The organism is uncultured Brevundimonas sp. (genome assembly GCF_963977465.1).
Classification (GTDB): domain Bacteria; phylum Pseudomonadota; class Alphaproteobacteria; order Caulobacterales; family Caulobacteraceae; genus Brevundimonas.
Map to the genome: position 1 here is coordinate 66,228 of NZ_CAXBOQ010000005.1, position 23,360 is coordinate 89,587.

A 23,360-nucleotide genomic window follows, 5' to 3' on the forward strand; every position below is an offset into this window, starting at 1 on the left:
TTTCTCCAAAGCCTCTCTCAGGCCACCTCCCTGGAGAGCCCTCTTCAGGATAATCCGTGGCCCGCTACGAGCCCAAGATCACCGAACCCCGCCAGCAGGCGCGCTGGCAGGCCGCTGAAGCCTTTGCCATGCCGACGGCCGGCACCGGCCGGCCCAAATACTATGTGCTGGAAATGTTTCCCTATCCGTCGGGCAACATCCACATGGGCCATGCCCGCAACTATGTGATGGGCGATGTCGTGGCCCGGTCCCGGCGGGCCCAGGGCTTTGACGTGCTGCATCCGATGGGCTGGGACGCCTTCGGCATGCCGGCCGAGAACGCCGCCATGGAGCGTGGCGTCCATCCGGGGGACTGGACCCGGGCCAATATCGCGACGATGCGCGAACAGCTGAAACTGCTGGGCCTGTCGCTGGACTGGTCGCGTGAATTCGCCACCTGCGACCCGGCCTACTACGGCCAGCAGCAGGCCTGGTTCCTCGAGCTGTTCAAACAGGGCCTCGTCTATCGCAAGGACGGAGTGGTCAACTGGGATCCGGTCGACAACACCGTGCTGGCCAATGAACAGGTCATCGACGGCAAGGGCTGGCGTTCCGGCGCAGTGGTCGAAAAACGTAAATTAAATCAATGGTTTCTCCGTATTACACAGTATGCGGACGATCTGATCGACGGTCTCGGCGAGCTGGATCGCTGGCCCGACAAGGTCCGGTTGATGCAGGAGAACTGGATCGGCCGGTCCAAGGGTCTGCAGATGACCTTTGCCTGGGCCGGTGCGGCCCCGGCCGCCGCCCCCGACGGGCTGGAAATCTACACGACGCGGCCCGACACCCTGTTCGGGGCGTCGTTCATGGGCATCGCTCCTGACCATCCGATCGCCCGGGCCCTGGCCGAAACTGATCCCCGCGTCGCTGCCTTTGTCGCCGAATGCCGCAAGGGCGGGGCCTCCCAGGCCGATATCGAACAGGCCGAGAAGATCGGCTGGGACACCGGACTGAAAGTCCTGCACCCGTTCGACGGCCGCGAGATCAGCGTCTGGATCGCCAATTTCATCCTGTCCGAATACGGCACCGGGGCCATCTTCGGCTGCCCGGCCCATGACCAGCGCGACCTGGATTTCGCGCGCAAATACGACCTGCCGGTGCTGCCCGTGGTCCGCCCCGAGAGCGCAGGCGACGATTTCACCGTCGCGAACGAGGCCTATGTCGGTCCCGGAAGCCTGTTCAACTCCGACTTTCTCGACGGTCTGTCGATCGAGACGGGCAAGGTCGAGGCCATCGGCCGCATCGAGATCGCCGGCCAGGGTGAAGGCGCGACCATCTATCGCCTGCGCGACTGGGGCGTCAGCCGTCAGCGCTACTGGGGTTGCCCGATCCCGTTCATCCACTGCCCGTCCTGCGGCGTGGTCCCGGTTCCGGCCGACCAGCTGCCGGTGGTCCTGCCCGAGGATGTGACCTTCGACGTGCCCGGCAATCCGCTGGCCCGCCACCCGACGTGGAAACACGTGGCCTGCCCGACCTGCGGCGAGGCGGCGACGCGCGAGACCGACACCCTCGACACCTTCGTCGACTCCAGCTGGTATTTCGCCCGTTTCACCGACCCGACCGCGGCCGAACCGATCAGCCGCGCCGCCGCCGACCACTGGCTGCCGGTCGACCAGTATATCGGCGGCGTCGAGCACGCAGTTCTGCACCTTCTCTACGCCCGCTTCATCAGCAGGGCCCTCAGCGACGCCGGGCTGATGAATGTGCGCGAACCCTTCGCCGGTCTGTTCACCCAGGGCATGGTGGTCCACGAGACCTACCGCCGCGCCGACGGCCAGTGGGTCGAACCCACCGATGTCGAACTGGCCAATGACGACGGCCGGCGCTCGGCCCGCCAGATCTCCACCGGCGAGGCCCTGACCATCGGCGACATCGAGAAGATGTCGAAATCGAAGAAAAACGTCGTCGCACCCCAGCAGATCGTCGAAACTTGGGGGGTGGATGCCGGACGTCTGTTCGTCCTCTCCGACAGCCCACCCGAACGCGATGTGCAGTGGACCACGGGCGGGGTCGAGGGCGCGTCGCGCTTCGTCCAGCGCGTCTGGGCCGAGTTCGACGGCTTCAATCCCGACCGTCCCGGCGACGCCGCCGCGAATACGGCCCTGCGTCGCGAGACCCACAAGGCCATCCGCGCCGTTACCGAAGGAGTCGATGGCTTCCGTTTCAACTCGGCCATCGCCAAGCTCTATGCCTTCGTCGCCACGGTCCGGACCCACGACAAGGCCAGCGGCGCGGCGCGGCGCGAGGCCCTGTCAGCGCTGGCGCGGCTGGTCGCCCCGTTTACGCCCCATCTGGCCGAGGAATGCTGGACCCGGCTGGGCGAGACCGGTCTCGTGCTCGACGCGCCCTGGCCCGAATGGGACCCGGCCCTGGCTGCCGATGACGAGGTCGTCCTGCCGATCCAGATCAGCGGCAAGCGCCGCAGCGAGATCACCATGGCGCGCGGGTCGGCGGACGCTGACGTCGAGGCCGCGGCCCTCGCCAATCCGGCCATTCAGGCCTATCTGTCCAGCAACGCTGTCTCGGTTCGGAAGGTCATCGTGGTCAAGGATCGCATCGTCAATCTGGTCGTCGGCTGATGCGGGCCCCGCTCGCCCTGCTGGCTCTGGCGCTGGGCCTGTCCGGCTGTGGCTTCACGCCCCTGTACGGGGACGCTGGAGCCGGCTCCAGCCTGTCGCGCATCACGGTCTCGACCCCGGACGACCGGCTCGGCTATCGCCTGCGCGAACAGCTTGACGACGCCCTGGCCCATGACGGCAGCCAGCCGGCGTTGTGGCGGCTGGAGACCATCGTCGAACAGTCGCGCCGCCCGCTGGGCCGCCGCATCGACGATACGGCGACCCGCTATGAGCTGACCGTCCGCGGAGCCTGGACCCTGACGCCGGTCACCGGCGGCACACCGCTGGGCGGGGTCGAGGTGGTCACCACCACCTATGCCGCTGCCGACCAGCCCTATGCCGCCATCGCCGCCCAGCAGGACGGTGAGGACCGCGCCGCGACCGCTCTCGCCCGTCGCATCCGCCTCAATCTGCTGCGCGCGCTGTCGGGGACGCCCCCGCAGCCGTGATCCTGTCCAAACGCCCCGAGATCGACCGTTTTCTGGCCCGGCCCGACCCGGCGATCCGGGCGGTTCTGATCCACGGCAAGGACCGCTCCGGGGTCGGTGAGCGCGCCGGTGTCCTGTGTCGCGCCATCACCCCGGACCTCAACGACCCGTTCAACGTCACCCTGCTGACTGACAGCGACATCGACGGTGACGAGGCCCGGCTGGACGAGGCCCTGACAGCCCTGTCGATGACCGGGGGCCGTCGTCTGGTCCGCGTGCGCCTGTCGGCCGAGAAGTCGGCGATCGACAAGATGCTGGCTGCGGCGCTCAAGGTGCATGCCGACGGGGGCTATAATCCCGACGCCGTCCTGGTGATCGAGGCGGGCGTGCTGGGCCGGGACTCGGCCCTGCGCAAGGCCGCCGAAGCGGCCAAGGGGGCAGCCGCCATCGTCTGCTACGAGGACGAGACGGGCGATGTCGCCCGGATGACGCGTGAGGCGCTGGCCGGCGACAAGGTCGGCCTGACCTCGGACGCTCTGGACCGGTTTGTCAGCCGCCTGCCCCGCGAACGGGGCCTGATGCGCCAGGAAATTGAGCGACTGGCCCTCTATATCGGCCCCGGTTCGGGCCGGACCATCGATGTCGAGGAGCTGGAGGCCCACCTCGGGGTCGAACCGGACGCCTCGCTGCAGGACGCGGCCCTCCAGGCCTTCGGTGGCCGCCCCGCCCCGGCCCAGTCCGGCCTGCGTCGGGCCCTGGCCGAGGGCGAAAGTCCGGTCATGGCCGTGCGTCAGGCCTCGATCCACCTCGGCAAGCTGCGTCGTATCAATGTGCTGCAGGCCGACGGCACCAATGCCAAGACCGCGGCCAAGGCCGCCGGCGTGTTCTGGAAACAGGAGGGCGAGATGCTGCGCCAGGCCCGTAATTGGCGTCTGGAGGACCTCGACAAGGTGCTGGACAGCATCAACACGGCCGACGTCGCCACCAAGACCACGGGCTCTCCCGATGCCCTGTTGGCCGAACGTCTGTTGCTGGAAATCGCGGCCCGGGCCCGGCGACTGGGCCTCTAGACCATTACGGCCTCAGGCTAGCCCCGCTTGGAGGCCTTGCGGAAGGCGGGCTTGGCCAGAGCGGCATTCTTGGCCGCTATGACACGCTCGCCTGACTTGCCTGCATCGAACCCGGCATGGGCCGGCGCGGCCCCGCGCTTGGCGGCCAGCACACGTTTCAGGGCATCAGCGGCGGATTCGGGGGTCGGGATCTTGTCGGTCATGGCCCTATCCTACACGAGCCCGCTCAGGACCGCATCAACCGTCGGCACAGATCGTCCAGCTGCTCCAGACTGGCGTAGCGGATGGTCAGCTCGCCCTTGCCGCGCCGGTCGGCCAGCTGGACCTTCAGGCCCAGGGCATCGGCCAGATCCTGCTCCAGCGCTGCCACGTCTGCATTGCCGCCGGTCTCCCGCTCGCTGCCGACCCGGGCCGGCTTCGGGCCGGCGGCCGCCTGCCGGGCCAGGGCCTCGGCCTGTCGCACGTTCAGGCCCTGGGCCAGCACCTGTTCGGCCAGGGCCGCCGGATCAGGGGCGGTGATCAGGGCCCGGGCGTGACCGGCTGACAGCCGTCCGGACGTCACATGCTCCAACACCCCTTCGGGCAGTTGCAGCAAGCGCAGGGTATTGGCCACATGGCTGCGGCTCTTGCCGACGATCCCGGCCACCGCGTCCTGGGTGCGGCCGAAACGCTCCATCAGCAGGGCATAGGCATTAGCCTCTTCCAGCGGATTCAGGTCCGCGCGCTGAACATTCTCGATGATGGCGACTTCCAGCACCTCGAGATCGTCCATCGGCCGGTCGATGATCGGCACCTCGGTCAACCGCGCCAGCTGGGCCGCGCGCCAGCGCCGCTCGCCGGCGATGATCTGCCACATCCCGTCCTCGCCGGGCTGGGCCCGCACGAGAATGGGCATCAACACGCCCTTGTCGCGGATCGAGGCGGCCAGTTCGTCCAGCTCGGCGGCGTCAAACTGTTTGCGCGGCTGGTCGGGATTGGGCTTCAGGCTCTCCACCGGGGCCATCAGCACCCCGCCCGGGGTCGGGCCGCCGCTGACGGAGACGCTTTCGCTGATCTGTTCACCGAGCAGGGCCGACAATCCGCGACCCAGGCCTCTTTGACGTTCTGACACTCTATCGATTCCGTTTTCTTGCATGGGTTCTGGCAGGCGTGGGGTCAGGCGGGCTGAAGCCGGCGTTGGCGCTCACGCGCCACGACTTCCCGGGCCAGTTTCAGATAGGCTTGGCTGCCGGCGCATTTCAGATCGTAGATCAGGGCCGGCTTGCCGAACGACGGGGCTTCGGCCACACGGACGTTGCGCGGGATCACCGCGTCATAGACCTTGTCGCCGAAATGGGCGCGAACGTCAGCGGCCACCTGACCCGACAGGGTGCTGCGCCGATCATACATGGTCAGGACCAGCCCCTGGATCTCCAGCGACGGGTTCAGGCTCTGGCGCACCATCTCGATCGTTTTCATCAGTTGGGTCAGGCCCTCGAGGGCGAAGAATTCGCACTGCAACGGTACCAGAACGGCATCGGCGGCACTCATTGCGTTCAGCGTCAGCAGGTTCAGCGACGGCGGGCAGTCAATCAGCACATAGTCATACCGGGTATGTCCGTCGCGGCCATGGCCGTCCAGCGCATCACGCAGGCGGTATGAGCGGCGATCGGCCTGGGCCAGTTCGATCTCGACCCCCGACATGTCGGCGTCGCCCGGAATGATATGCAGACCCGGAACCGTGGTTTCGACCGCGACCTCATCGATGGCCCGGCCGTCAACGATCACGTCATAGATGGTGATGCGCCGTGTTTCACGTGGAACACCCAGACCGGTCGAGGCATTGCCCTGCGGGTCCATGTCGACGATCAGCACCTTCTCACCGATCGCGGCCAGGGCCGTGCCCAGGTTGATGGCCGTGGTGGTCTTGCCCACGCCGCCCTTCTGGTTGGATACCGCGAGCACCCGGGTCTTGCGCAAACTGGAACTGTCAGGGGACACGGCGAAGACTCCGGACTTCAACGAGACGGCCACGCGGGTCACTGCGCGACACGGACAGGGCGGCGTCGACCCGCCAGGACTGGCGGGCGGCGGCCAGTTCAACTTCCGCCTTCTCACCCTTGAGGAACAGGCCTTTCGCCCCCCGTTTGATGTAGGGTTGTGCATAACCCAGCAGGGTTTCAAGCGGGGCCAGCGCCCGGGCCGTGACGATCTCGACCGCCAGGCTCTGGCTCTCGGCCCGGCCGTTGATCACCGTCGCCGGCAGGTCGAGATCAGCGACCACGATCTCGAGGAACCGGCAGCGTTTGCCCAGGCTGTCGATCAGCCAGACGTGGGCCCCCGGCCGACCCTTCAGCAGGATGGCCAGCACCAGACCCGGAAACCCGGCCCCGGCCCCGAGGTCGGCCCAGGTCAGGGCGTCGGGCTCATGTTCCAGCAGCTGGGCCGAGTCATAGGCATGACGGTTCCAGAAGTCCGGCAGGCTGTCGGGCCCGACCAGATTCATCACGGCATTGGCCGCCACCAGTTCCTGGCGGAAGGCTTCCAGATCGGCCATCTGTGCGGGCGTGGCCCCGGTACGGGCCTGAAAGGCGTCCGCGGCCCCGGCGAGTTGCGTGTCCATCAGGCGGCGACCCGGGCCTTCTTCACGTGCGACAACAGCGCCGTCAGCGCCCCCGGCGTCATCCCCTCAATTCGGCCGGCCTGGCCGAGCGTCAGTGGCCGCACCAGGGTCAGCTTCTCGCGGATCTCGTGCGACAGGCCGCCGATAGCGGCATAGTCCATGTCAGACGGCACCTGCAGGTTCTCTTCGCGGCGCAGGGCCACGGCGTCGGCGGCCTGCCGGTCCAGATAACTGGCATAGCCGGCGTCGATCTCGACCTGCTCGCGCACGGCGGGGCTCCAGCCGGCGATGGCCGGATACGCGGCCTCGAACGCAGTCAGGTCGACCCCGGGATAGGCCAGCAAGTCGCGCATCGACCGGCGCTGGCCGTCGGCGTTGACGCTCAGGCCCAGGGCCCTGGCCTGCTGCGGGGTGAAGCGAGTCTCGCGCACCAGGCTCGCGGCCTCGGCCAGCTGGGCCGCCTTGACCGCGAATTGCCGCTGCCGCTCCGGGCCAACGATTCCGGCATTGATTCCGACCGGGCTCAACCGTTGATCGGCATTGTCGGCCCGCAGCGTCAATCGATACTCGGCCCGGCTGGTGAACATCCGGTAGGGCTCGGTCACACCGCGCGTCACCAGATCGTCGATCATCACCCCGATATAGGCCTGGTCCCGGCCCAGCACGATTGGATCCGATCCGGCTGCGGCCCGCGCCGCATTGAGTCCGGCGATCAATCCTTGAGCGCCCGCCTCCTCATAGCCGGTGGTGCCATTGATCTGGCCGGCCAGATACAGGCCAGGCCGACGCTTGACCTCCAGCGCCGGGCTCAGCTCGCGCGGGTCGACATAGTCATACTCGATGGCATAGCCGAAGCGGAACACGGCGACGTCTTCCAGACCCGGCATGGTGCGCAGAAAGGCCGACTGGGTCGCCGGCGACACCGAGGTCGAGATGCCGTTCGGATAGACGGTCGGATCGTCCAGGCCCTCGGGCTCGAGAAAGACCTGATGGCTGGTCTTGTCGGCGAAGCGCACCACCTTGTCCTCGATCGACGGACAATAGCGCGGGCCGCGTCCGGTCAGGTGTCCGCCATAGACCGCGCTTTCGCCGAGATTTTCGGCGATGATCCGGTGTGTCTCTTCCGTGGTGTGGGTGATGCCGCAGGCGATCTGCGGCACCGCGATCCGCTCGGTCAAAAAGGAGAACGGCACCGGCGTCTCGTCAGCGGCCTGCATCTCCAGCCGGTCCCAGGCGATGGTCCGCCCGTCCAGCCGCGCTGGAGTCCCGGTCTTCAACCGCCCCATCTGCAGCCCGGCCCCGTACAGGTCCGCGGCCAGACCCGTCGATGGCGCTTCGCCGTCGCGCCCGGCCGGGATCCGCTCGTCGCCCCGATGGATGACGCCGTTGAGGAAGGTGCCCGTGGTCAGGACGACGGCCGCGGCGCGGATCTCGTCGCCGTCGCCGGTGATCACGCCGACCACGCGGCTGCCGTCCAGGATCAGCCGCTCGGCCGTCCCCGCCCGCAGGCTCAGGTTCGGCGTCTGCGCCAGTTCAGCCTGCATGGCCTCACGATACAGGCGGCGATCGATCTGGCTGCGCGGCCCCTGAACCGCCGCGCCGCGCGAGCGATTCAGCAGACGGAACTGGATGCCGGACACATCGCCCAGCCGCCCCATGATCCCGTCCATGGCGTCGATCTCGCGCACCAGGTGGCCCTTGCCCAGACCGCCGATGGCCGGGTTGCACGACATCTCGCCGATGGTTTCCAGCTTCTGCGTCAACAGCAGGGTGTCGCCTCCGGCGCGCGCGGACACCGCCGCGGCTTCGCAGCCGGCGTGACCCCCGCCGATGACAATGACGTCGAACTTCAGCTTCATGGGGCGGGACATAGGGGATATGGCGGGCAAAGGCCACCGGGGCGCTGTTTCACGTGAAACCTATTTGCCGATGCAGAAGGTCGAAAACACCTCGCCGAGGATGTCCTCGACACCGATCGCGCCGGTGACCCGGCCCAGGGCCGCCGCCGCCCGGCGCAGGTCATCCCCGGCCATTTCCGGCCCCTGGTCCAACGCCGCGCGTCCCGCCTCGACCGCGACCAGGGCCTCAACCAGACGCCGCCGGTGCCGCTCACGAGTCACGGCCGGGAAATCGGTCCCGGCCAAATCGGCCATCAGCCGCGCGGCAATCCGGTCGTGCAGCGCAGCCAGACCGGCCCCGGTAACGGTGCTGACCACGACGGTGTCCGGATCGTCCGCCGTCACCGGGCCCAGATCGGCCTTGGTCAGAATAGTCAGGTCCCCCGGCCGGTACAGGGCCTCGGCCTCGCCGGGTTCATCCCCGGGGGCTCGCACCCACAGACGGAGTTCGGCCGCTTCGGCCCGCGCGCGGGCGCGTCGCACCCCCTCAACCTCGACCAAATCCTCGCTCAGCCGCAGCCCGGCCGTGTCCGACAGGGTCACCGCATAGCCATTGATGATCAGCTCGGCGTCCAGCACATCGCGCGTGGTCCCGGCCACAGGGGTGACGATGGCCGCTTCGCGCGCCACCAGGGCGTTGAACAGCGAGCTCTTGCCGGCATTGGTCTCGCCGATCAGCACGATGCGATAGCCGGCCCGCACCCGCTCGCCGCGCGCCGCATCGGCCAGGGCGCGCTTCAGGTCGTCGATCAACCGGTCCAGAATCGGGCCGGCACTGCGGGCCAGATTGTCGGGCACATCCTCGTCGGGAAAATCGATCTCGGCCTCGACCAGGGCCAGGGTGGTCAGCAGATCGGTGCGAAACCCGGCATAGGTTCGCGACAGGGCCCCGTCCAGCTGACCCAGGGCCTGGGCCCTCTGGCTGCGAGTCTCGGCGTCGATCAGGTCGGCCACCGCCTCGGCCTGGGCCAGATCCATCCGTCCGTGCTCGAAGGCCCGGCGGGTGAATTCGCCAGGCTCGGCCGGACGCAGACCCAGCGCCGTCAGGGCCCCGGCCACGGCCTCGACCACGGCCCGGCCGCCATGCAGATGCAGTTCGGCGCAGTCCTCACCCGTATAGCTGGCCGGTCCCGGAAACCGCAGCACCAACGCCTGGTCGAGCGTCTCGCCGTCATGGTTCAGGGTGCGCAGACTGGCCATGCGCGGCGTCAGCCCGCCGGCCCCCAGCGCCGTCAGGGCCGGGTCCACGCCCGGACCGGACAGCCTCAGGATGGCGATCGCCCCGCGTCCCGGCGGCGTGGCCAGGGCGAAGATGGTGTCGGTGATCAAAACGTCTCCTCCCTGTCGCGCAGCGATGGGGAGGTGGCACGACGCGCCAGCGGCGTGACGGAGGGGCGGTCGACGACGGACACAGGCAGGGGCCCCTCCACCGCTTCGCGGTCCCCCTCCCCACGGTGTGGGGAGGAGACGGGCATCATTTCGTCGCGCTGCCCGCGGCGGTTTCCATCAGTTTACGGAACTGGTCCTGGGCCTGCATGCCGAAGCTGGTCCAGTTCTTCATCAGTTCCTCGGGCTTCATGGCCGACATGTTCTCGTCCATGCGCCGCTTCATCTCGCTGACCAGATGATCGTTCAACGGCTCGACATTGGGCAGGCCCAGAAAGGCGCGCGCTTCGGCCGGTTCACATTCGATCTCGATATTGACCTTCATCGCCGCTGTCCCCGTTTCACGTGAAACACGAAGCCGTCCGTAGACGGATCAGGTGTTCATAGACTGGAAGAAGTCCCCGTTGTTCTTCGACTGACGCATCTTGTCGAGCAGGAATTCGATCGCGTCCTGCGGACCCATCGGGTTGAGGATACGGCGCAGCACATAGGTCTTGGCCAACTGATCCTTCGGCGTGATCAGCTCCTCCTTGCGGGTGCCGGACTTCAGCACGTCGATGGCCGGGAAGATGCGCTTGTCGGCGACCTTGCGGTCCAGAACGATTTCCGAGTTACCGGTGCCCTTGAACTCTTCGAAGATGACCTCGTCCATCCGGCTGCCGGTATCGATCAGGGCCGTAGCGATGATGGTCAGACTGCCGCCCTGTTCGACATTCCGCGCTGCACCGAAGAAACGTTTCGGCCGTTGCAGGGCGTTGGCGTCGACACCGCCGGTCAGGACCTTGCCGGACGACGGCACGGTCGCGTTATAGGCACGGCCCAGGCGGGTGATCGAATCCAGCAGGATGACCACGTCACGCTTGTGCTCGACCAGACGCTTGGCCTTTTCGATCACCATCTCGGCCACAGCCACGTGGCGCGTCGCCGGTTCGTCGAAGGTCGAGGCGATGACCTCACCCTTCACCGTGCGCTGCATGTCGGTCACTTCCTCGGGCCGCTCATCGATCAGCAGCACGATCAGGAAGACTTCCGGATGGTTCTTCTCGATCGATTTGGCGATGTTCTGCAGCATGACCGTCTTGCCGACGCGCGGCGGGGCGACGATCAGGCAGCGCTGGCCCTTGCCGAGGGGCGCGACAATGTCGATGACCCGGCCCGAGCGATCCTTCAGCGTCGGGTCCTGGATCTCCATCGTGAAGCGCTCGTCGGGATAGAGCGGCGTCAGGTTGTCGAACAGGACCTTGGTGCGGACCGTTTCCGGGTCCTCGAAATTGATGGTGTCGACCTTGAGCAGGGCGAAATAGCGCTCGCCCTCACGCGGGCCGCGCACGGCCCCGTGGACGGTGTCACCCGAGCGCAGGCCGAAGCGGCGGATCTGCGACGGCGACACGTAAATATCGTCCGGACCCGGAAGATAGTTGGCGTCGGGGCTACGCAGGAAACCGAAACCGTCAGGCAGGATTTCCAGCACGCCCGAGGCGATGATCTCCACCTCCTCGTCAGCCAGGGCCTTGAGGATGGCGAACAACAGATCCTGTTTGCGCAGGTTGGAGGCGTTCTCGATCTCCAGCTGTTCGGCAAAGGCGACCAGCTCGGCCGGCGTCTTGTCATTCAGCTCCTGCAGGGTGATGCGGCCGTTGGGCACGATCGATTCACCGTCGTCGTCATCATCGTCATCGTCGTCCGACTCCTGATCGACCAGCGGCAGCTCCGTGGCCGAAACCTCGCGCTTGCCGTGGTTGTCGACATCAGGGGCTTCAGCCTCCGGCGTCTCGACGAGGGTTTCGGTATCGGTATCGGGCGTGTCGGTCTGGTCGGTCATGGTCTTACAGGTCTGCGCGCGACCGCGAGGGCCCGCGAGCAGCGGGGTCGAGGCGGGCTTGGCGATGTCTGGCCTCGCGGCCGGAAGGAGAGGCGACGGGTCGCCCCGGGCACGGAGCCACGGGCGTCGCAAGAGAGAGGGGCCGCCCCGGGACAGAGGTGGAACGGCTCACCGCCAGCGAAACCACGCCGGCCCGGTCAGGTCAAGCGGGACGGATCAGCCGAAGCGCCATTCGATCGTCACCGACAGCACCATGATGATCGCGATCACGAACGGGATCTCATTGGTCATGCGCCAGAACCGTCCGCTACGGGTCGAGGTGCCGGCGGCGATCCGCTTGCGTTCGCCGGCAAGGAAACCGTGCCAGGCCGACAGGGCGACGACCCCGGCCAGCTTGGTCACCATCCACGGCTCCAGCAGAAACCCCCAGCCCCTGGCGGTCCCGTCGATCCAGATCAGCCAGCCGCCGAACACAAAGGCCAGGATCATGGCGGGATTGACGATGATGCGCAGCAACCGCACCTGCCACCCCCGCAGCAGGGCCTGCATCTCGGATCGCAGCGGCTCGGGCTTGCCGGCCTGCTCGGCGTCATAGGCGAACAGGCGCGGCAGGAACAACATGCCCGCCATCCAGGCGATCACCGCCAGAATGTGCAGACCCCGGGCCAGATCATAGGCGGTCATGCGGCTGTCCTTTCCGTCTGACAGGGACAGGCGGCCCAGTCCCCCTGACAGCCCGGGCCGAACGGGGCCGTGCCGGTCCGCTCCAGCGCCTGCAGGGTCGCCTCCGCCAGGGCGTCGATAAAGGGCGCGGCGGTTCCGGGTGTCGGCACCCGCAGATAGGGTTGGGCCCCGACCTGTTCGGCCAGCTCGGCGTATTCGATGTCCAGTTCGACCAGCGTCTCGATATGTTCGGACACGAAGGCGATCGGCGCGACCACCACCCCGACGCCGTCCACCGCCGCCTGACAGATGGCGTCCGGCGTAGACGGCCCCAGCCAGATCATCGGCCCGACCCGGCTCTGATAGCAGATCGTCCAGTCGCTCAGCCCGGCCCGCGCCGCCACCGCGGCACAGCCGGCCTCAATCTGTTGCTGGTACGGATCACCCTTGCTGGTTACCAGACTCTCGGGGATACCGTGGGCTGAAAACAGCACCCGCACCGGCCGGTCGCCGGCTTCGGCCAGCTTCGCGGTGATGGCTGCCGCCTGGGTTTCGATCCAGCCCGGAGCCTGCGGATAGCAGCAGACCGTGCGCGCCACGCCCAGCCCCTTGTAGGTCTCGTTCCAGGCCTGCAGCGACGAGGCTGTCGTCGTGGTCGAATACTGCGGATACAGCGGCAGCAGCACCAGCTGATCCGGCTTCCAGGCCGTCACCCGGGTCACGGTCTCGGCCGTCATCGGATGCCAGTAGCGCATGGCGGTAAACACCCGCACCGTATCGCCGGGCAGCCGGTCACCCAGCACCGCTTCCAGCGCCGCCGTCTGCTCCAGTGTCTCGGGCAACAGCGGCGAGCCCCCGTTCCACCGGGTCCCCATCAGCGCATAATTGGCCTGGGCCGGCTTCTCCCGCCGCGACGAAATCCACCAGGCCAGCAGGGTCCGCAGTGGGGCAGGCAGGCCGATAATCGCCTTGTCGTTGAACAGGTTGAACAGGAATGGCCGTACCGTCGCGGCGCTGTCGGGCCCGCCGAGGTTGAACACCACCACCGCGATCCGCTGTCCAACCGCCTGGGTCATTGGGCCCCGATCCGCTTCAGCACCTGCTCGACATGGGCGATCGGCACGTCCGGCAGGATGCCGTGACCGAGGTTGAAAATCCACGGCCCCTGACCCCAGGCCTCCAGCAGTTGATCGACGCGCCGATCCAGTCCGGCCCCGCCATTGCGCAGCAAAAGGGGGTCCAGCGCGCCCTGGATCGGCTTGATCGCCTGGACCCGACGTCCAATCTCCAGCGGACAGGCCGTGTCCAGCGCCACCGCCTGGAATTCCGTCTCGCGCGCATAGCGTTCGGCCAGCGCCGCCGAGCCGCGCGGAAAGCCGATCAGCGGCACGGTCACGCCCAGTTCACGCACCCGTCGCACCAGCGCCTTATGGGGTTTGAGCACCAGCCGTTCGAACAAGTCTTCCGGCAGGCCCTCGGCCCAGCTCTCAAAGATCTTCAGTACCTGGGCCCCGGCATCGGCCTGCATCTTCAGATAATGGGCCGTGGCCTCGACCAGCACCGCCAGCAGGGCATCAACCCCCTCGGGATCGGCATAGGCATAGGTCCGGGCCGTGGCCCGCTCACCCTTGCCGATGCTGCGGGCCTCGCCGTCCAGCATATAGGTGGCGACCGTCCACGGGGCCCCGGCGAAGCCGATCAGCGCCTTGTCGGGATCCAGCGCCGCGCGCACCAGCGACAGGGTCTGTCCCACCTCCTTCAGCGCCTCGCCGGCCCCTTCGGTGAGATCGCGCATGGCCTCGACCGACGGCATGGCCCCCAGCCGCGGTCCCTCGCCGGCCTCGAACCAGACTTCCTGACCCAGGGCCCGGGGGATCAGCAATATGTCGGCAAAGACGATGGCCGCGTCATAGCCGAACCGCCGCATCGGCTGCAGGGTCGCCTCGGCTGCCTTCTCCGGTGTCAGGCAGAAAGAGATGAAGTCCGGCGTCGTCGCCCGCAGCGCCCGGTATTCCGGCAGATAGCGCCCGGCCTGGCGCATGAACCAGACCGGCGGTCGGGCCGTGGTCTCGCCCTGAAGGACTCGAAGCAGCAAGGGGTTCGTCATGCATTGGGCTTTACGGGCCGGACCCGGTTCACTCAAGCCTCGCCCTTCCAACCCTTCTTATAAAAGATTTGAAAAAGAATGGAGGCAGGTAGTTGGGCCCCGGGATGACGGGGACATAACGGCATCTGTCCCGCCCGGATCTGGCCTTGTCCACGGCGCTGGCCGGACCGGCCGGACCGACCGGCAAGCCCTGTTGAAACCGGGGATAATGCTTAACAAATCCTTAACTGGCGGGCTCTGCGGACCGGACTCGATCCGGGACGACGTCGGGGGGCGTTAAGGGTTTGTTAAGCCTGTCCCCAGCCGGCCGGCCCTGACCCTGGCAGCGGGGGATGGAGTCCGGCGGGGCGGGGCAGATGGTCCCGGCTCATCCCCGCTCGCTGCTCCGGCCGGGTCCGGCTATAGAGAACCGTGCCCAGCCGGCGGCCGTCGTCCCGGATCGGTGCCCGCCTTCGTCCCCAGGAGTCTTCGGTCTATGAGCCTAATTCGATGAGCACACTCCGATGACGCCCGCCCGCATCCCGGGCAGCACCCGCCTGGCCACCTATTTCCATGTCCATCTGGTCTCGGACTCGACCGGCGAAACGCTGAACGCCATGGCCAAGGCGGTGACGGCCCGCTTCGACGGGGTCATTCCGATCGAGCATATCTACGCCCTGGTCCGGTCATCGCGGCAGATGGAGCGGGTGCTGGAAGAAATGGCCTCGGCTCCGGGCGTGGTGCTGCACACCATCGTCGACCGTGAATTGCGCGAACAGTTGGAAGAGGGCTGCCGTCGTCTCGACATGCCGCAGATCGGGGCGCTCGACCCGCTGGTCGGGGCTCTGTCGCGCTATCTGGGCGCGGCCCTGTCGACCCGGGTCGGGGCCCAGCACACGCTCGACAACGACTATTTCAACCGCATTTCGGCGCTCGATTTCGCCATGGCCCACGACGACGGCCAGGGCACCACCGAACAGCTGGAAGGGGCCGATGTCATTCTGTGCGGGGTCAGTCGCACCTCCAAGACCCCGACCTGCATCTATCTGGCCCACCGCGGTATCCGTGCCGCCAATGTGCCGCTGGTTCCCGGACAGGAGGACGGCGAACGTCTGGTGGGCCTGAAGAATCCGCTGGTCATCGGCCTGACCGTGTCGCCCGACCGGCTGGTACAGATCCGCAAGAACCGGCTCGACGGGCTCAATGCCCACCGTGCCTCGGCCTATGTCGACCATGACGCGGTCCGCGACGAGACGGTCAAGGCCCGGCGCGCCTTCGAACGTCGCGGTTGGCCGGTGATCGACGTCACCCGCCGCTCAATCGAGGAGACCGCGGCCGCCATCATCAACCTGGTCAGTGAGCGACGCACCCGTCGGGTCGGAGCCACCTGGTGACCGGCGCGCCCGGCGAACATCTGGTCCTGGCCTCGGGCAGCGCTGCTCGCCGCGATATGTTGGCGGGGGCCGGCGTGCCCTTCACGGTCCGTCCCGCCGATGTCGATGAAGAAGCACTCAAGGCCAGCCTGACCCATGTCGACGCAGTCGAACTGGCGCTGGAACTGGCCCGGGCCAAGGCGCTGGCCGTGTCGCGTCATGATTCCGAGGCCTGGGTGCTGGGGGCCGACCAGACCCTGGCCTTCGATGGGGGTCTGGTGTCCAAGGCTCCGTCACTGGAGGCGGCCCGGATCCGGCTGGCCACGATGCGCGGCCGCAGCCATCAGCTCCATTCCGGGGCTGCCCTGGCCCGCGACGGTCGGCTGGTCTGGTCCGGAGTCGACACCGTCACCCTGGTCATGCGCGATTTTTCCGACGCCTTTCTCGATGCCTATCTGGCGAGCGAAGGCGAGGGGCTGCTGGCCTGTGTTGGGGCCTACCGGCTCGAGGGCATGGGCTCACAGCTGTTCGAGTCCGTCGACGGCGACTATTTCACTGTGCTCGGCCTGCCCCTGTGGCCGGTGCTGGCCGAACTGCGCCGTGTCGGCGTGTTGGCCTCGTGACCCTGATCGCCGGGGTCGCCGGCCAGCCGATCGCCCACTCGCTCAGTCCCCTGATCCATGGGGCCTGGATCGAGGCCGCCGGGCTGGACGCCGTCTACCATCGCCACGGCCCGGCTGATGAGGCAGAATTCGCGGCCCTGGTCGCGCGCGGTCGGGCCGGGGAGTTGCGCGGCCTCAACGTCACCGCACCGTTCAAGCAACAGGCGCTGGCGCTGGCCGATGCCGTCAGTCCTGTGGCCTGGGCCTGTGGCTCCGCCAATCTGCTGCTGTTCGAGCGCGGCCTCATTCATGCTGACAGCACCGACGGCAGCGGCCTGATGGCGGCCCTGGCGGAACAGGCCCCGGCGCTCGACGTGCGTGACAAGGCCGTGGTGGTGCTGGGGGCCGGCGGGGCCGCCCGGGCGGCCGTTGCGGCCCTGACAGTCGCGGGGGCAAGGGTGGCGGTGCTGAACCGGACCCGGGCCCGGGCCGAGGCCCTGGCCGTCGACCTCAGGGCCACGGTTGCCGATCCGTCGGCGCTGGGAACAGCGGCTCTGGTGGTCAATGCCCTCAGCGTCCCGCCCGACATTGATCTGTCGGTCCTGCGCAGCGACGCTGTGGTGCTGGACATGACCTACCGCCCGCTGGTCACCCCCTTCCTTGCCGCCGCCGGGGCCCGCGGCCTGACGGCCGTCGACGGGCTGGCCATGCTGGTCGGTCAGGCCCGGCCGTCGTTTGCGGCCCTGTTCGGCATCGCGCCGCCGGCCATCGACGTGCGCAGCCTCGCCCTGGCCGCGCTCGGCGAGGTGACGCCATGATCGTGCTGGGCCTGACCGGATCGATCGGCATGGGCAAGTCGACCACGACGCAGATGTTCGCCGACGCCGGGGCCCTGGTGTGGAACGCCGACGACGCCGTGCACGCTCTTTACGCCCCGGGCGGTGCCGCGGTGGCCCCGGTCGGCGATGTCTTTCCCGGCGTGGTCAACGACGGGGCCGTCGACCGGACGCGGCTGGCCGAGGCCCTGGGGCGTGATCCGGTCGCCTTCGCCCGGCTGGAGGCCATCGTCCATCCGCTGGTGCTGGCCGGCCGGCTCGAGGCCCTGGCCGCGGCCGAGGCGCGCGGGGTCAAGCTGGCCGTGCTCGACATCCCCCTGCTGTTCGAGACCGGGGGCGACGCCGCCGTCGATGCCGTGGTCGTGGTCACCGCCGACGCCGACATCCAGCGCCGCCGGGTGCTGGCCCGGCCCGGCATGACCGCGGAACGGCTGGACGCCATCCTCGCCCGTCAGCTGCCGGACGCCGAAAAGCGCCGCCGCGCCGATTTTCTGGTCGATACCGGCCATGGACTGGACCCGGCCCGGGCCCGGGTCGCCGAAATCGTGGGGACAGTCCTCGATCCGCAGTGGTCGCCACCGCGACAGGGTCTTCCGGACGAGGGCGAACCGCCTCATTAAGGGTCATGGCTCGCGAAATCGTCCTCGACACCGAAACCACCGGTCTGGATCCACGCCAGGGTCATCGGCTGATCGAGGTTGGCTGTATCGAGATCGAGGACCTGCTGCCGACCGGCCGCACCTTTCACCGCCTGGTCCATCCCGAGCGATTGATCGACCCTGACGCCATCCGGGTGCACGGCATCACCGACGCCCAGGTGAAGGACGCGCCGAAATTCCGCGAGATCACCGCCGATTTGATGGAATTCATCGGTGAGGCCCCGGTCATCGCCCACAACGCCGCCTTCGACCGGGGTTTCATCAATCACGAGATGACCCTGTGTGGTCAGGCGATCCTGCATGAGGATCGCTGGATCGACACCCTGAAGCTGGCCCAGACCCGCTTTCCCGGCATGGGCAATTCGCTCGACGCCCTGTGCCGGCGCTTCAAGATTTCCCTGGCCGAACGCTCGCTGCACGGGGCCCTGATCGATGCCCGCCTGCTGGCCGAGGTCTATCTGGAGCTGAAGGGCGGCAAGGAACGGGTGCTGGACCTGAGCACGCGCGGCGGGGCGTCGGCGACCACGGCGGCCTTCATGGCCTCCGGGGGCCATGCCCCACGGCCCCGGCCCCTGGCCCCGCGCTCGAATCCGGACGAACGGGCGGCGCACCGGGACTTTCTGGCCGCCATGCTGAAGGATCAGTCCCTGTGGGCCGGCTATGGTCTGGACATGAAAAAGGCGTCCACCGACTGACGGACGCCCTGTTCATGGTCTTGGGAAGCGGCCTCTAGGCCTGGCCGACCGGTGCGGTCGGGGCCCCGCGGGCCACCTCTTCCTTGCGCGCGGCATAGATGGCGGCGAAATCGATCGGCTCCATCATGAAGGGCGGATAGAAGCCGCCATCCGACGTGGCCCGGGCGACGATCTCGCGGGCGAACGGGAACAGATAGCGCGGGCATTCGGTCAGCAGCAGCGGCTCGATCTCTTCCTCCGTGACGCCCTGCAGGGCGAACAGGCCGCCGTACAGCAGCTCGACCTGGAAGACCGGCATGGAGTCGGTGGTGGCCTTGATCGACAGTTTCAGATCGACCTCGAACAGACCGTCAGCCCGACCCTGGGCATTCATCTCGACGCCCAGATCGATGGCCGGCTTGCCCTCGACGCGCAGGCTGTCAGGGGCCTTGGGGTTTTCGAACGACAGGTCGCGAACATACTGGGCCAGGATGCGGAAGCCGGGACCCGGCGCGCCCCCGGTCTGTGCGCCGTTGCCCGGCGCGGCCTTGGAGTCCGGAGTGTCGGAAGGGGGAGTTGCATCGGTCATGGACAGGTCGCCGTGGTCTCGAACGGGAAAGCCGGAACAGGCGGTTCAGCCTGCGGGTGAAGGCGCGCCGGTTAGCACGGCCGGACCCCCGGCGGCAACGCTGCACACCGTGCGGGAATTGCCGTTCCCGGCGGTCGCTGCAGAGGGGTGGGGGTGCAGGTCGCCTTGCAACACCCCATATCAGCCCCTAATCGTCAGTTTCCGCGCCCGCCGGGGGTTTTTCCGGAGGGCCAGACCAAGGATACCCTGTGCCGGTCCCATATCTGCTTATCGCCGCCGCCGTGGTTGCCCTGTTCGTGCTGTTCCAGCTCTACAACGTGCTGGGCAAGAAGATCGGACGTCAGCCCGAGGACAATGCCCGGGCCGCGCCCAAGGTCGGAGCTGTCCCGGCCACGGCTAATGCGCCTGACGCAGGGTCGCGTTCGCCGGCCCTCGAAGCCGCGGCCCTGGTCGCCATTTCGGGTCTCAAGGCCCGTGAGCCCGGTTTTGACCCGTCGCGTTTCCTCGAGGGCGCGCGTCAGGCTCATGAATCGATCGTGCGCGCCTATGCCGCCGGGGATCGGGAAACCCTAAAGCCTCTGCTCACCGAGCCGGTCATGAAGTCGTTTGAAGCCGGAATCACGGCCCGCGAAACCCGCGGTGACGTCGAACAGGCCGAATTCCTCCATCCGCCGCGCGCCGATCTGGAACTGGCGACCGTCGAGGGCGATCGGGCTGTGGCCAAGGTCCGGTTCCTCGCCGAACTGCGCAATCGTCTGACTCCGGCCGGGGGCGAGGAACAGGTTGAGGAGCGGCGTACCGCCGAACACTGGACCTTCGAGCGCGCCCTTGGTGCCGATGATCCGAACTGGGTCCTGGCCCGGGTCGAACCCGCCAGCGCGTGAGCGACCGCAGCGTGATCGCGCGGCGGACGACGGTGACAGCTGCGATCCTGGTCGCGGTTCTGTCCCTGTCGGCCTGCGCCACCACGCCTGCGACCGACACGGGGTCCGCCACCGTTCCCGTCGCTCCGGCCCCGGTTCCGGTCCCGGCCGCGCCGGTTGCGGGGGACGATGCCCCCCGTCCGGCTCCGACCGGCCAGCCCCTGACCGCCTTGCCGGGCTGGGATCATGAAGACCATCTGGCGGCGTTCAGCGCCTGGCGCACGGGCTGCGGCGTTGCCCGCGACCGCGCGGCCCGAAGCCTGTGCGCCCGGGCCCGCGCCCTTGTGCCCGGTTCGGTATCCCCGTCCGACGCGCGCGCCTTTCTGGAAACCGGCTTCACCGCCGTTCCGGCCCGGACCGATGACGGAGCCCCCGGCCTGCTGACCGCCTATTTCGCGCCGGAATATCCCGCGCGCCGCCAGCCGGATGCCGAGTTTGATGCGCCGGCCCTGGCCGTTCCCGCCGATCTGGTGCGCCGCGACGGCCAGGCCCTGCAGCGTCGCGCCGACGGCTCGACCGGGCCCTATCCCGTGCGCGCCGTGATCGAAGCAGCGGTCCCGGCCGCCCCGCTCGCCTGGTTGCGGGCCGAGGACCTGTTCTTTCTGCAGATCCAGGGCTCGGGCTACCTGACCTTCGCCGACGGGGGTCGGGCCCGGCTCGCCTATGCCGGCGACAACGGCGCGCCGTTCGTCGGGATCGCCCGGCCGATGGCCCGCGACGGCCTGCTGCCGCAGAACGGAACCTCGGGTGACGCGATCCGTGGCTGGCTGGCCGCGCACCGTGGGGCCGAGGCCCGTGCCGTCATGGCGTTGAACCCCCGCTATATCTTCTTCCGCATCGATCCCGATGACGGGGGTGACCCGGCCGGGGCCGCCGGCGTCCCCCTGCCCGCCCGGCGGGCCATCGCCGTCGACCCGGCCCACTGGCGCTACGGCGACCTGGTCTGGCTCAGTGCCGACGGCGGCAATCTGCGGGGCGCGCGCGGCAGCTATCAGGGGGCGGCGATGGCGCTGGACACCGGCTCGGCCATCCGGGGTCCGGTCCGCGCCGATCTCTATATGGGCCGTGGCGAGTCCGCCGGAGCCGAGGCCGGAGCCGTCCGCCATCCCCTGCGCATGTGGCGTCTGATCCCCCGTTCGAATGGGGACTCCGGGGACAGATAATCCGGGGCCTTATGGGGACAAGACCGGGACTCCGGGGCGGGTTTCACTGCCCGTTCCGTAAATCGACCCACCCTCCTTCCAGCCTGCCCTATACTGATCGGGACGGACTCCGGCCTCGCCCGGAAGGACCGCCCGGTCTTTGACAATTCAGCACCATCACCCCTCCGCCGTCCCGACCGCGAGGGGACCAAAAGGGTCGAACACCGGACAGGAATCCGCATTTGACCGACCGGCCGAAATTATTTCCGACACGCCGGTGACAGACGGGACATCGAAGTTCTGCGGTCCCGGCCCCGGCCCCGGCCCGTTCGGCTTTCTGCGCGGTGGCCTCGACCTCCCGCGCCGTTGACCCGGCTTCGACCTCCTCTACTGCCGCGTAGCGGACGGCCAGGGTCTCTTCAGCCGACTCACGATCCCGACAATGCTGATTGACGTCGACGGCCCACCCTTCGACAAGGAAGGCCATGAAACCCGCCCTTGCCGTCCCCACCTCCGCGGTCTCGCGAAACGCCCTTGTCCTGCTGGCGGCGGTCGCCGCCGGTGCCGCTCTCTACTGGCTGCGCGGCATACTGACGCCCCTGGCCATGGCCATCTTCCTGTTGATCATGATCGACGGGGTGAAACGGTTCATCGAGCACCAAACCGTACTGACAGAGCGCTGGGCCGGGATCGCGGCGTTGATTTTGGTGATCCTCGGCTTTCTCGGGGCGATCACGATCATTGTTTACGGCGCGCGCGGCTTCTTCGACCAGGCCTCGACCGATGCGGTGGCGCTGGGGCCGCGCCTCGACCAGATCCTGGCTGACGTTTACCGGCTGTTCGGCCAGTATTCGCCCCCGACAGCCAGCGAACTGATCGCCCGGGTCGACCTGTCCCGCTACATCGCCATGGTGGCCCGACAGGCCCAGGGCGTGGTCGTGGGGGCCATTTTCGTGATGGTCTATCTTGGCTTCCTGATCGCATCGCAGGACGGCTTCCGGCGCAAGCTGGTCAACCTGTTCCCGGAGCGGTCCGCGCGGTCCGAGGCGGTCGACGTGTTCCAACGTGTCCGCGGCGGCGTCGAGGGCTATCTCTGGGTCCAGACCGTGACCGGGGCCATGATCTGCGCCGCGGCCTGGCTGCTGATGCGGGCGGTCGGCCTGCAGAATGCCGAGTTCTGGACCTTCGTCATCTTCATCGTCGGCTTCATTCCGGTGCTGGGCGGGGCCATCGCCGGCCTGGCCCCGCCTGTTTTCGCCCTGGTCCAGTTTCCGGCCTACTGGCCGGCCCTGATCCTGCTGGTCGGTCTGCAGATCATCCTGTTCGTGGTCGGCAACATGGTCCAGCCGCGGATGCAGGGCGACAATCAGAATATCGATCCGGTGGTGGTGCTGTTGTCGCTGGCCTTGTGGGGCCAGCTCTGGGGCGTGGTCGGCATGTTCCTGTCGACGCCGCTGGCGGTGATGGCGATGGCGATTCTGGCCGAGTTCAAGGGCTCGCGCTGGATGGCCATTCTGCTGTCGGGAGACGGCGAGCCCTATGTCGACAAACCGGCAGCCGAGGAGAAGCCCCGGGGCCGCGTCAAGACGCCGCGCCCCCCGACCGCTTCGGAGGGCTGATCGGCCCTTGCAGCGCCCCAATGCGATCCCATCTTTGAATGGACGCCGCGGCCCCCTCCCCCCCAAAGCCGCGGTGCCCGGTGGTCGGCGCTGTTCCCCTCCTGGCGTCGATCCCGAGCAGGCCGCCGGACGCAAGTCCGGCGGCCTTGTTCGTGGGACCCGGCAAGGCCGGACGAGAGGCGTGGCGGTCCTGCCACGGTCGCGCCAATGACGCTTTTGGGACTTTCCCGCACGCCGCCATTCGCCTAGTCAGCAGCAGCGCTGGCGTGCCTCGAACGGAGTTGTTTCCTCCGGCCCCGAAACCACTCTAGTGTCTGGCTCGAACAACCCG

The 23,360-nt window shown here is 68.0% G+C and carries 23 protein-coding genes; 11 read left to right on the forward strand and 12 right to left on the reverse strand.

Features of this window, described 5'->3' with window-relative positions; all coding sequences use genetic code 11:
- Window positions 1–56 precede the first annotated feature (56 nt).
- The 3 genes from leuS to holA are packed head-to-tail and all read left to right on the forward strand — an operon-like array spanning window position 57 to window position 4,155.
- Complete coding sequence (gene leuS, locus AAC067_RS11430; RefSeq protein WP_339932612.1) at window positions 57–2,618, forward strand: leucine--tRNA ligase; 2,562 nt, start codon at window positions 57–59, stop codon at window positions 2,616–2,618.
- Window positions 2,618–3,106: an LPS assembly lipoprotein LptE gene (gene lptE, locus AAC067_RS11435; RefSeq protein ID WP_339932614.1), complete on the forward strand. Its 489-nt coding sequence runs from the start codon at window positions 2,618–2,620 to the stop codon at window positions 3,104–3,106. Before leuS ends, lptE begins: the two co-directional genes overlap by 1 nt.
- Window positions 3,103–4,155 carry a DNA polymerase III subunit delta gene (holA, locus tag AAC067_RS11440; RefSeq protein WP_339932616.1) on the forward strand — a complete coding sequence of 351 codons (1,053 nt, stop codon included), beginning with the start codon at window positions 3,103–3,105 and terminating at the stop codon, window positions 4,153–4,155. The genes lptE and holA overlap by 4 nt, the downstream gene beginning before the upstream one ends.
- A gap of 17 nt (window positions 4,156–4,172) precedes the next feature.
- Here the strand turns inward: holA and AAC067_RS11445 are convergent, their stop codons facing one another.
- The 11 genes from AAC067_RS11445 to hemE all read right to left on the reverse strand — a co-directional run bounded on the left by AAC067_RS11445 (window position 4,173) and on the right by hemE (window position 14,633).
- Window positions 4,173–4,358, reverse strand: a complete 186-nt coding sequence (locus tag AAC067_RS11445; protein ID WP_339932618.1) for a hypothetical protein — start codon at window positions 4,356–4,358, stop codon at window positions 4,173–4,175.
- A gap of 23 nt (window positions 4,359–4,381) precedes the next feature.
- On the reverse strand, window positions 4,382–5,266 hold the full coding sequence (locus AAC067_RS11450; RefSeq protein ID WP_339932620.1) for a ParB/RepB/Spo0J family partition protein: 885 nt from the start codon (window positions 5,264–5,266) through the stop codon (window positions 4,382–4,384).
- 44 nt (window positions 5,267–5,310) lie between these two features.
- The gene (locus tag AAC067_RS11455) at window positions 5,311–6,114 is read right to left on the reverse strand and encodes a ParA family protein (RefSeq protein WP_339933180.1); all 804 of its coding nucleotides are present in this window, start codon (window positions 6,112–6,114) and stop codon (window positions 5,311–5,313) included.
- A gap of 10 nt (window positions 6,115–6,124) precedes the next feature.
- Complete coding sequence (gene rsmG, locus AAC067_RS11460; protein WP_339932622.1) at window positions 6,125–6,757, reverse strand: 16S rRNA (guanine(527)-N(7))-methyltransferase RsmG; 633 nt, start codon at window positions 6,755–6,757, stop codon at window positions 6,125–6,127.
- A complete protein-coding gene (mnmG, locus tag AAC067_RS11465; protein WP_339932624.1) occupies window positions 6,757–8,616 on the reverse strand; it encodes a tRNA uridine-5-carboxymethylaminomethyl(34) synthesis enzyme MnmG in 1,860 nt (619 codons plus the stop codon). The genes rsmG and mnmG overlap by 1 nt, the downstream gene beginning before the upstream one ends.
- A 60-nt stretch (window positions 8,617–8,676) precedes the next feature.
- Window positions 8,677–9,981, reverse strand: coding sequence for a tRNA uridine-5-carboxymethylaminomethyl(34) synthesis GTPase MnmE (mnmE, locus tag AAC067_RS11470; protein WP_339933181.1), 1,305 nt, complete (start codon window positions 9,979–9,981; stop codon window positions 8,677–8,679).
- Window positions 9,982–10,129: 148 nt separating this feature from the next.
- Window positions 10,130–10,366, reverse strand: a complete 237-nt coding sequence (locus AAC067_RS11475) for a DUF6489 family protein (RefSeq protein ID WP_339932626.1) — start codon at window positions 10,364–10,366, stop codon at window positions 10,130–10,132.
- 48 nt (window positions 10,367–10,414) lie between these two features.
- On the reverse strand, window positions 10,415–11,863 hold the full coding sequence (rho, locus tag AAC067_RS11480) for a transcription termination factor Rho (RefSeq protein ID WP_339932628.1): 1,449 nt from the start codon (window positions 11,861–11,863) through the stop codon (window positions 10,415–10,417).
- Window positions 11,864–12,079: 216 nt separating this feature from the next.
- Window positions 12,080–12,547: a CopD family protein gene (locus AAC067_RS11485; protein ID WP_339932630.1), complete on the reverse strand. Its 468-nt coding sequence runs from the start codon at window positions 12,545–12,547 to the stop codon at window positions 12,080–12,082.
- The gene (gene hemH, locus AAC067_RS11490; RefSeq protein WP_339932632.1) at window positions 12,544–13,602 is read right to left on the reverse strand and encodes a ferrochelatase; all 1,059 of its coding nucleotides are present in this window, start codon (window positions 13,600–13,602) and stop codon (window positions 12,544–12,546) included. Before hemH ends, AAC067_RS11485 begins: the two co-directional genes overlap by 4 nt.
- Window positions 13,599–14,633, reverse strand: coding sequence for a uroporphyrinogen decarboxylase (hemE, locus tag AAC067_RS11495; RefSeq protein WP_339932634.1), 1,035 nt, complete (start codon window positions 14,631–14,633; stop codon window positions 13,599–13,601). The genes hemH and hemE overlap by 4 nt, the downstream gene beginning before the upstream one ends.
- 503 nt (window positions 14,634–15,136) lie before the next feature.
- Between hemE and AAC067_RS11500 the strand changes: the two genes are divergently transcribed.
- From AAC067_RS11500 to dnaQ, 5 genes are read left to right on the forward strand one after another with little or no spacing between them, the layout of a single operon-like run.
- Window positions 15,137–16,006, forward strand: a complete 870-nt coding sequence (locus AAC067_RS11500; protein ID WP_339932636.1) for a pyruvate, water dikinase regulatory protein — start codon at window positions 15,137–15,139, stop codon at window positions 16,004–16,006.
- Window positions 16,003–16,608: a nucleoside triphosphate pyrophosphatase gene (locus AAC067_RS11505; RefSeq protein ID WP_339932638.1), complete on the forward strand. Its 606-nt coding sequence runs from the start codon at window positions 16,003–16,005 to the stop codon at window positions 16,606–16,608. Before AAC067_RS11500 ends, AAC067_RS11505 begins: the two co-directional genes overlap by 4 nt.
- Window positions 16,605–17,405, forward strand: coding sequence for a shikimate dehydrogenase (locus AAC067_RS11510; RefSeq protein WP_339932640.1), 801 nt, complete (start codon window positions 16,605–16,607; stop codon window positions 17,403–17,405). The genes AAC067_RS11505 and AAC067_RS11510 overlap by 4 nt, the downstream gene beginning before the upstream one ends.
- Window positions 17,402–18,043 carry a dephospho-CoA kinase gene (gene coaE, locus AAC067_RS11515; RefSeq protein WP_339932642.1) on the forward strand — a complete coding sequence of 214 codons (642 nt, stop codon included), beginning with the start codon at window positions 17,402–17,404 and terminating at the stop codon, window positions 18,041–18,043. Before AAC067_RS11510 ends, coaE begins: the two co-directional genes overlap by 4 nt.
- A gap of 5 nt (window positions 18,044–18,048) precedes the next feature.
- Window positions 18,049–18,777, forward strand: coding sequence for a DNA polymerase III subunit epsilon (gene dnaQ, locus AAC067_RS11520; RefSeq protein WP_339932644.1), 729 nt, complete (start codon window positions 18,049–18,051; stop codon window positions 18,775–18,777).
- 34 nt (window positions 18,778–18,811) lie between these two features.
- On the opposite strand, the gene secB is transcribed toward dnaQ, so the two are convergent.
- On the reverse strand, window positions 18,812–19,345 hold the full coding sequence (secB, locus tag AAC067_RS11525; protein WP_339932646.1) for a protein-export chaperone SecB: 534 nt from the start codon (window positions 19,343–19,345) through the stop codon (window positions 18,812–18,814).
- Between the two features lie 248 nt (window positions 19,346–19,593).
- Between secB and timA the strand changes: the two genes are divergently transcribed.
- The 3 genes from timA to AAC067_RS11540 all read left to right on the forward strand — a co-directional run bounded on the left by timA (window position 19,594) and on the right by AAC067_RS11540 (window position 23,029).
- Complete coding sequence (gene timA / locus AAC067_RS11530) at window positions 19,594–20,229, forward strand: TIM44-related membrane protein TimA (RefSeq protein WP_339932648.1); 636 nt, start codon at window positions 19,594–19,596, stop codon at window positions 20,227–20,229.
- 32 nt (window positions 20,230–20,261) lie between these two features.
- The gene (locus AAC067_RS11535; RefSeq protein WP_339932650.1) at window positions 20,262–21,431 is read left to right on the forward strand and encodes an MltA domain-containing protein; all 1,170 of its coding nucleotides are present in this window, start codon (window positions 20,262–20,264) and stop codon (window positions 21,429–21,431) included.
- A gap of 464 nt (window positions 21,432–21,895) precedes the next feature.
- Window positions 21,896–23,029 carry an AI-2E family transporter gene (locus AAC067_RS11540; RefSeq protein ID WP_339932652.1) on the forward strand — a complete coding sequence of 378 codons (1,134 nt, stop codon included), beginning with the start codon at window positions 21,896–21,898 and terminating at the stop codon, window positions 23,027–23,029.
- Window positions 23,030–23,360 lie beyond the last annotated feature (331 nt).

Coding starts and splice junctions, on each gene's coding strand:
- lptE (WP_339932614.1), top strand. CDS start 2,618: ATGCGGGCCCCGCTCGCCCTGCTGGCTCTGGCGCTGGGCCTGTCCGGC.
- AAC067_RS11445 (WP_339932618.1), bottom strand. CDS start 4,358: ATGACCGACAAGATCCCGACCCCCGAATCCGCCGCTGATGCCCTGAAA.
- rsmG (WP_339932622.1), bottom strand. CDS start 6,757: ATGGACACGCAACTCGCCGGGGCCGCGGACGCCTTTCAGGCCCGTACC.
- mnmG (WP_339932624.1), bottom strand. CDS start 8,616: ATGAAGCTGAAGTTCGACGTCATTGTCATCGGCGGGGGTCACGCCGGC.
- AAC067_RS11475 (WP_339932626.1), bottom strand. CDS start 10,366: ATGAAGGTCAATATCGAGATCGAATGTGAACCGGCCGAAGCGCGCGCC.
- rho (WP_339932628.1), bottom strand. CDS start 11,863: ATGACCGACCAGACCGACACGCCCGATACCGATACCGAAACCCTCGTC.
- AAC067_RS11485 (WP_339932630.1), bottom strand. CDS start 12,547: ATGACCGCCTATGATCTGGCCCGGGGTCTGCACATTCTGGCGGTGATC.
- hemH (WP_339932632.1), bottom strand. CDS start 13,602: ATGACCCAGGCGGTTGGACAGCGGATCGCGGTGGTGGTGTTCAACCTC.
- hemE (WP_339932634.1), bottom strand. CDS start 14,633: ATGACGAACCCCTTGCTGCTTCGAGTCCTTCAGGGCGAGACCACGGCC.
- AAC067_RS11500 (WP_339932636.1), top strand. CDS start 15,137: ATGACGCCCGCCCGCATCCCGGGCAGCACCCGCCTGGCCACCTATTTC.
- coaE (WP_339932642.1), top strand. CDS start 17,402: ATGATCGTGCTGGGCCTGACCGGATCGATCGGCATGGGCAAGTCGACC.
- dnaQ (WP_339932644.1), top strand. CDS start 18,049: ATGGCTCGCGAAATCGTCCTCGACACCGAAACCACCGGTCTGGATCCA.
- secB (WP_339932646.1), bottom strand. CDS start 19,345: ATGACCGATGCAACTCCCCCTTCCGACACTCCGGACTCCAAGGCCGCG.
- AAC067_RS11540 (WP_339932652.1), top strand. CDS start 21,896: ATGAAACCCGCCCTTGCCGTCCCCACCTCCGCGGTCTCGCGAAACGCC.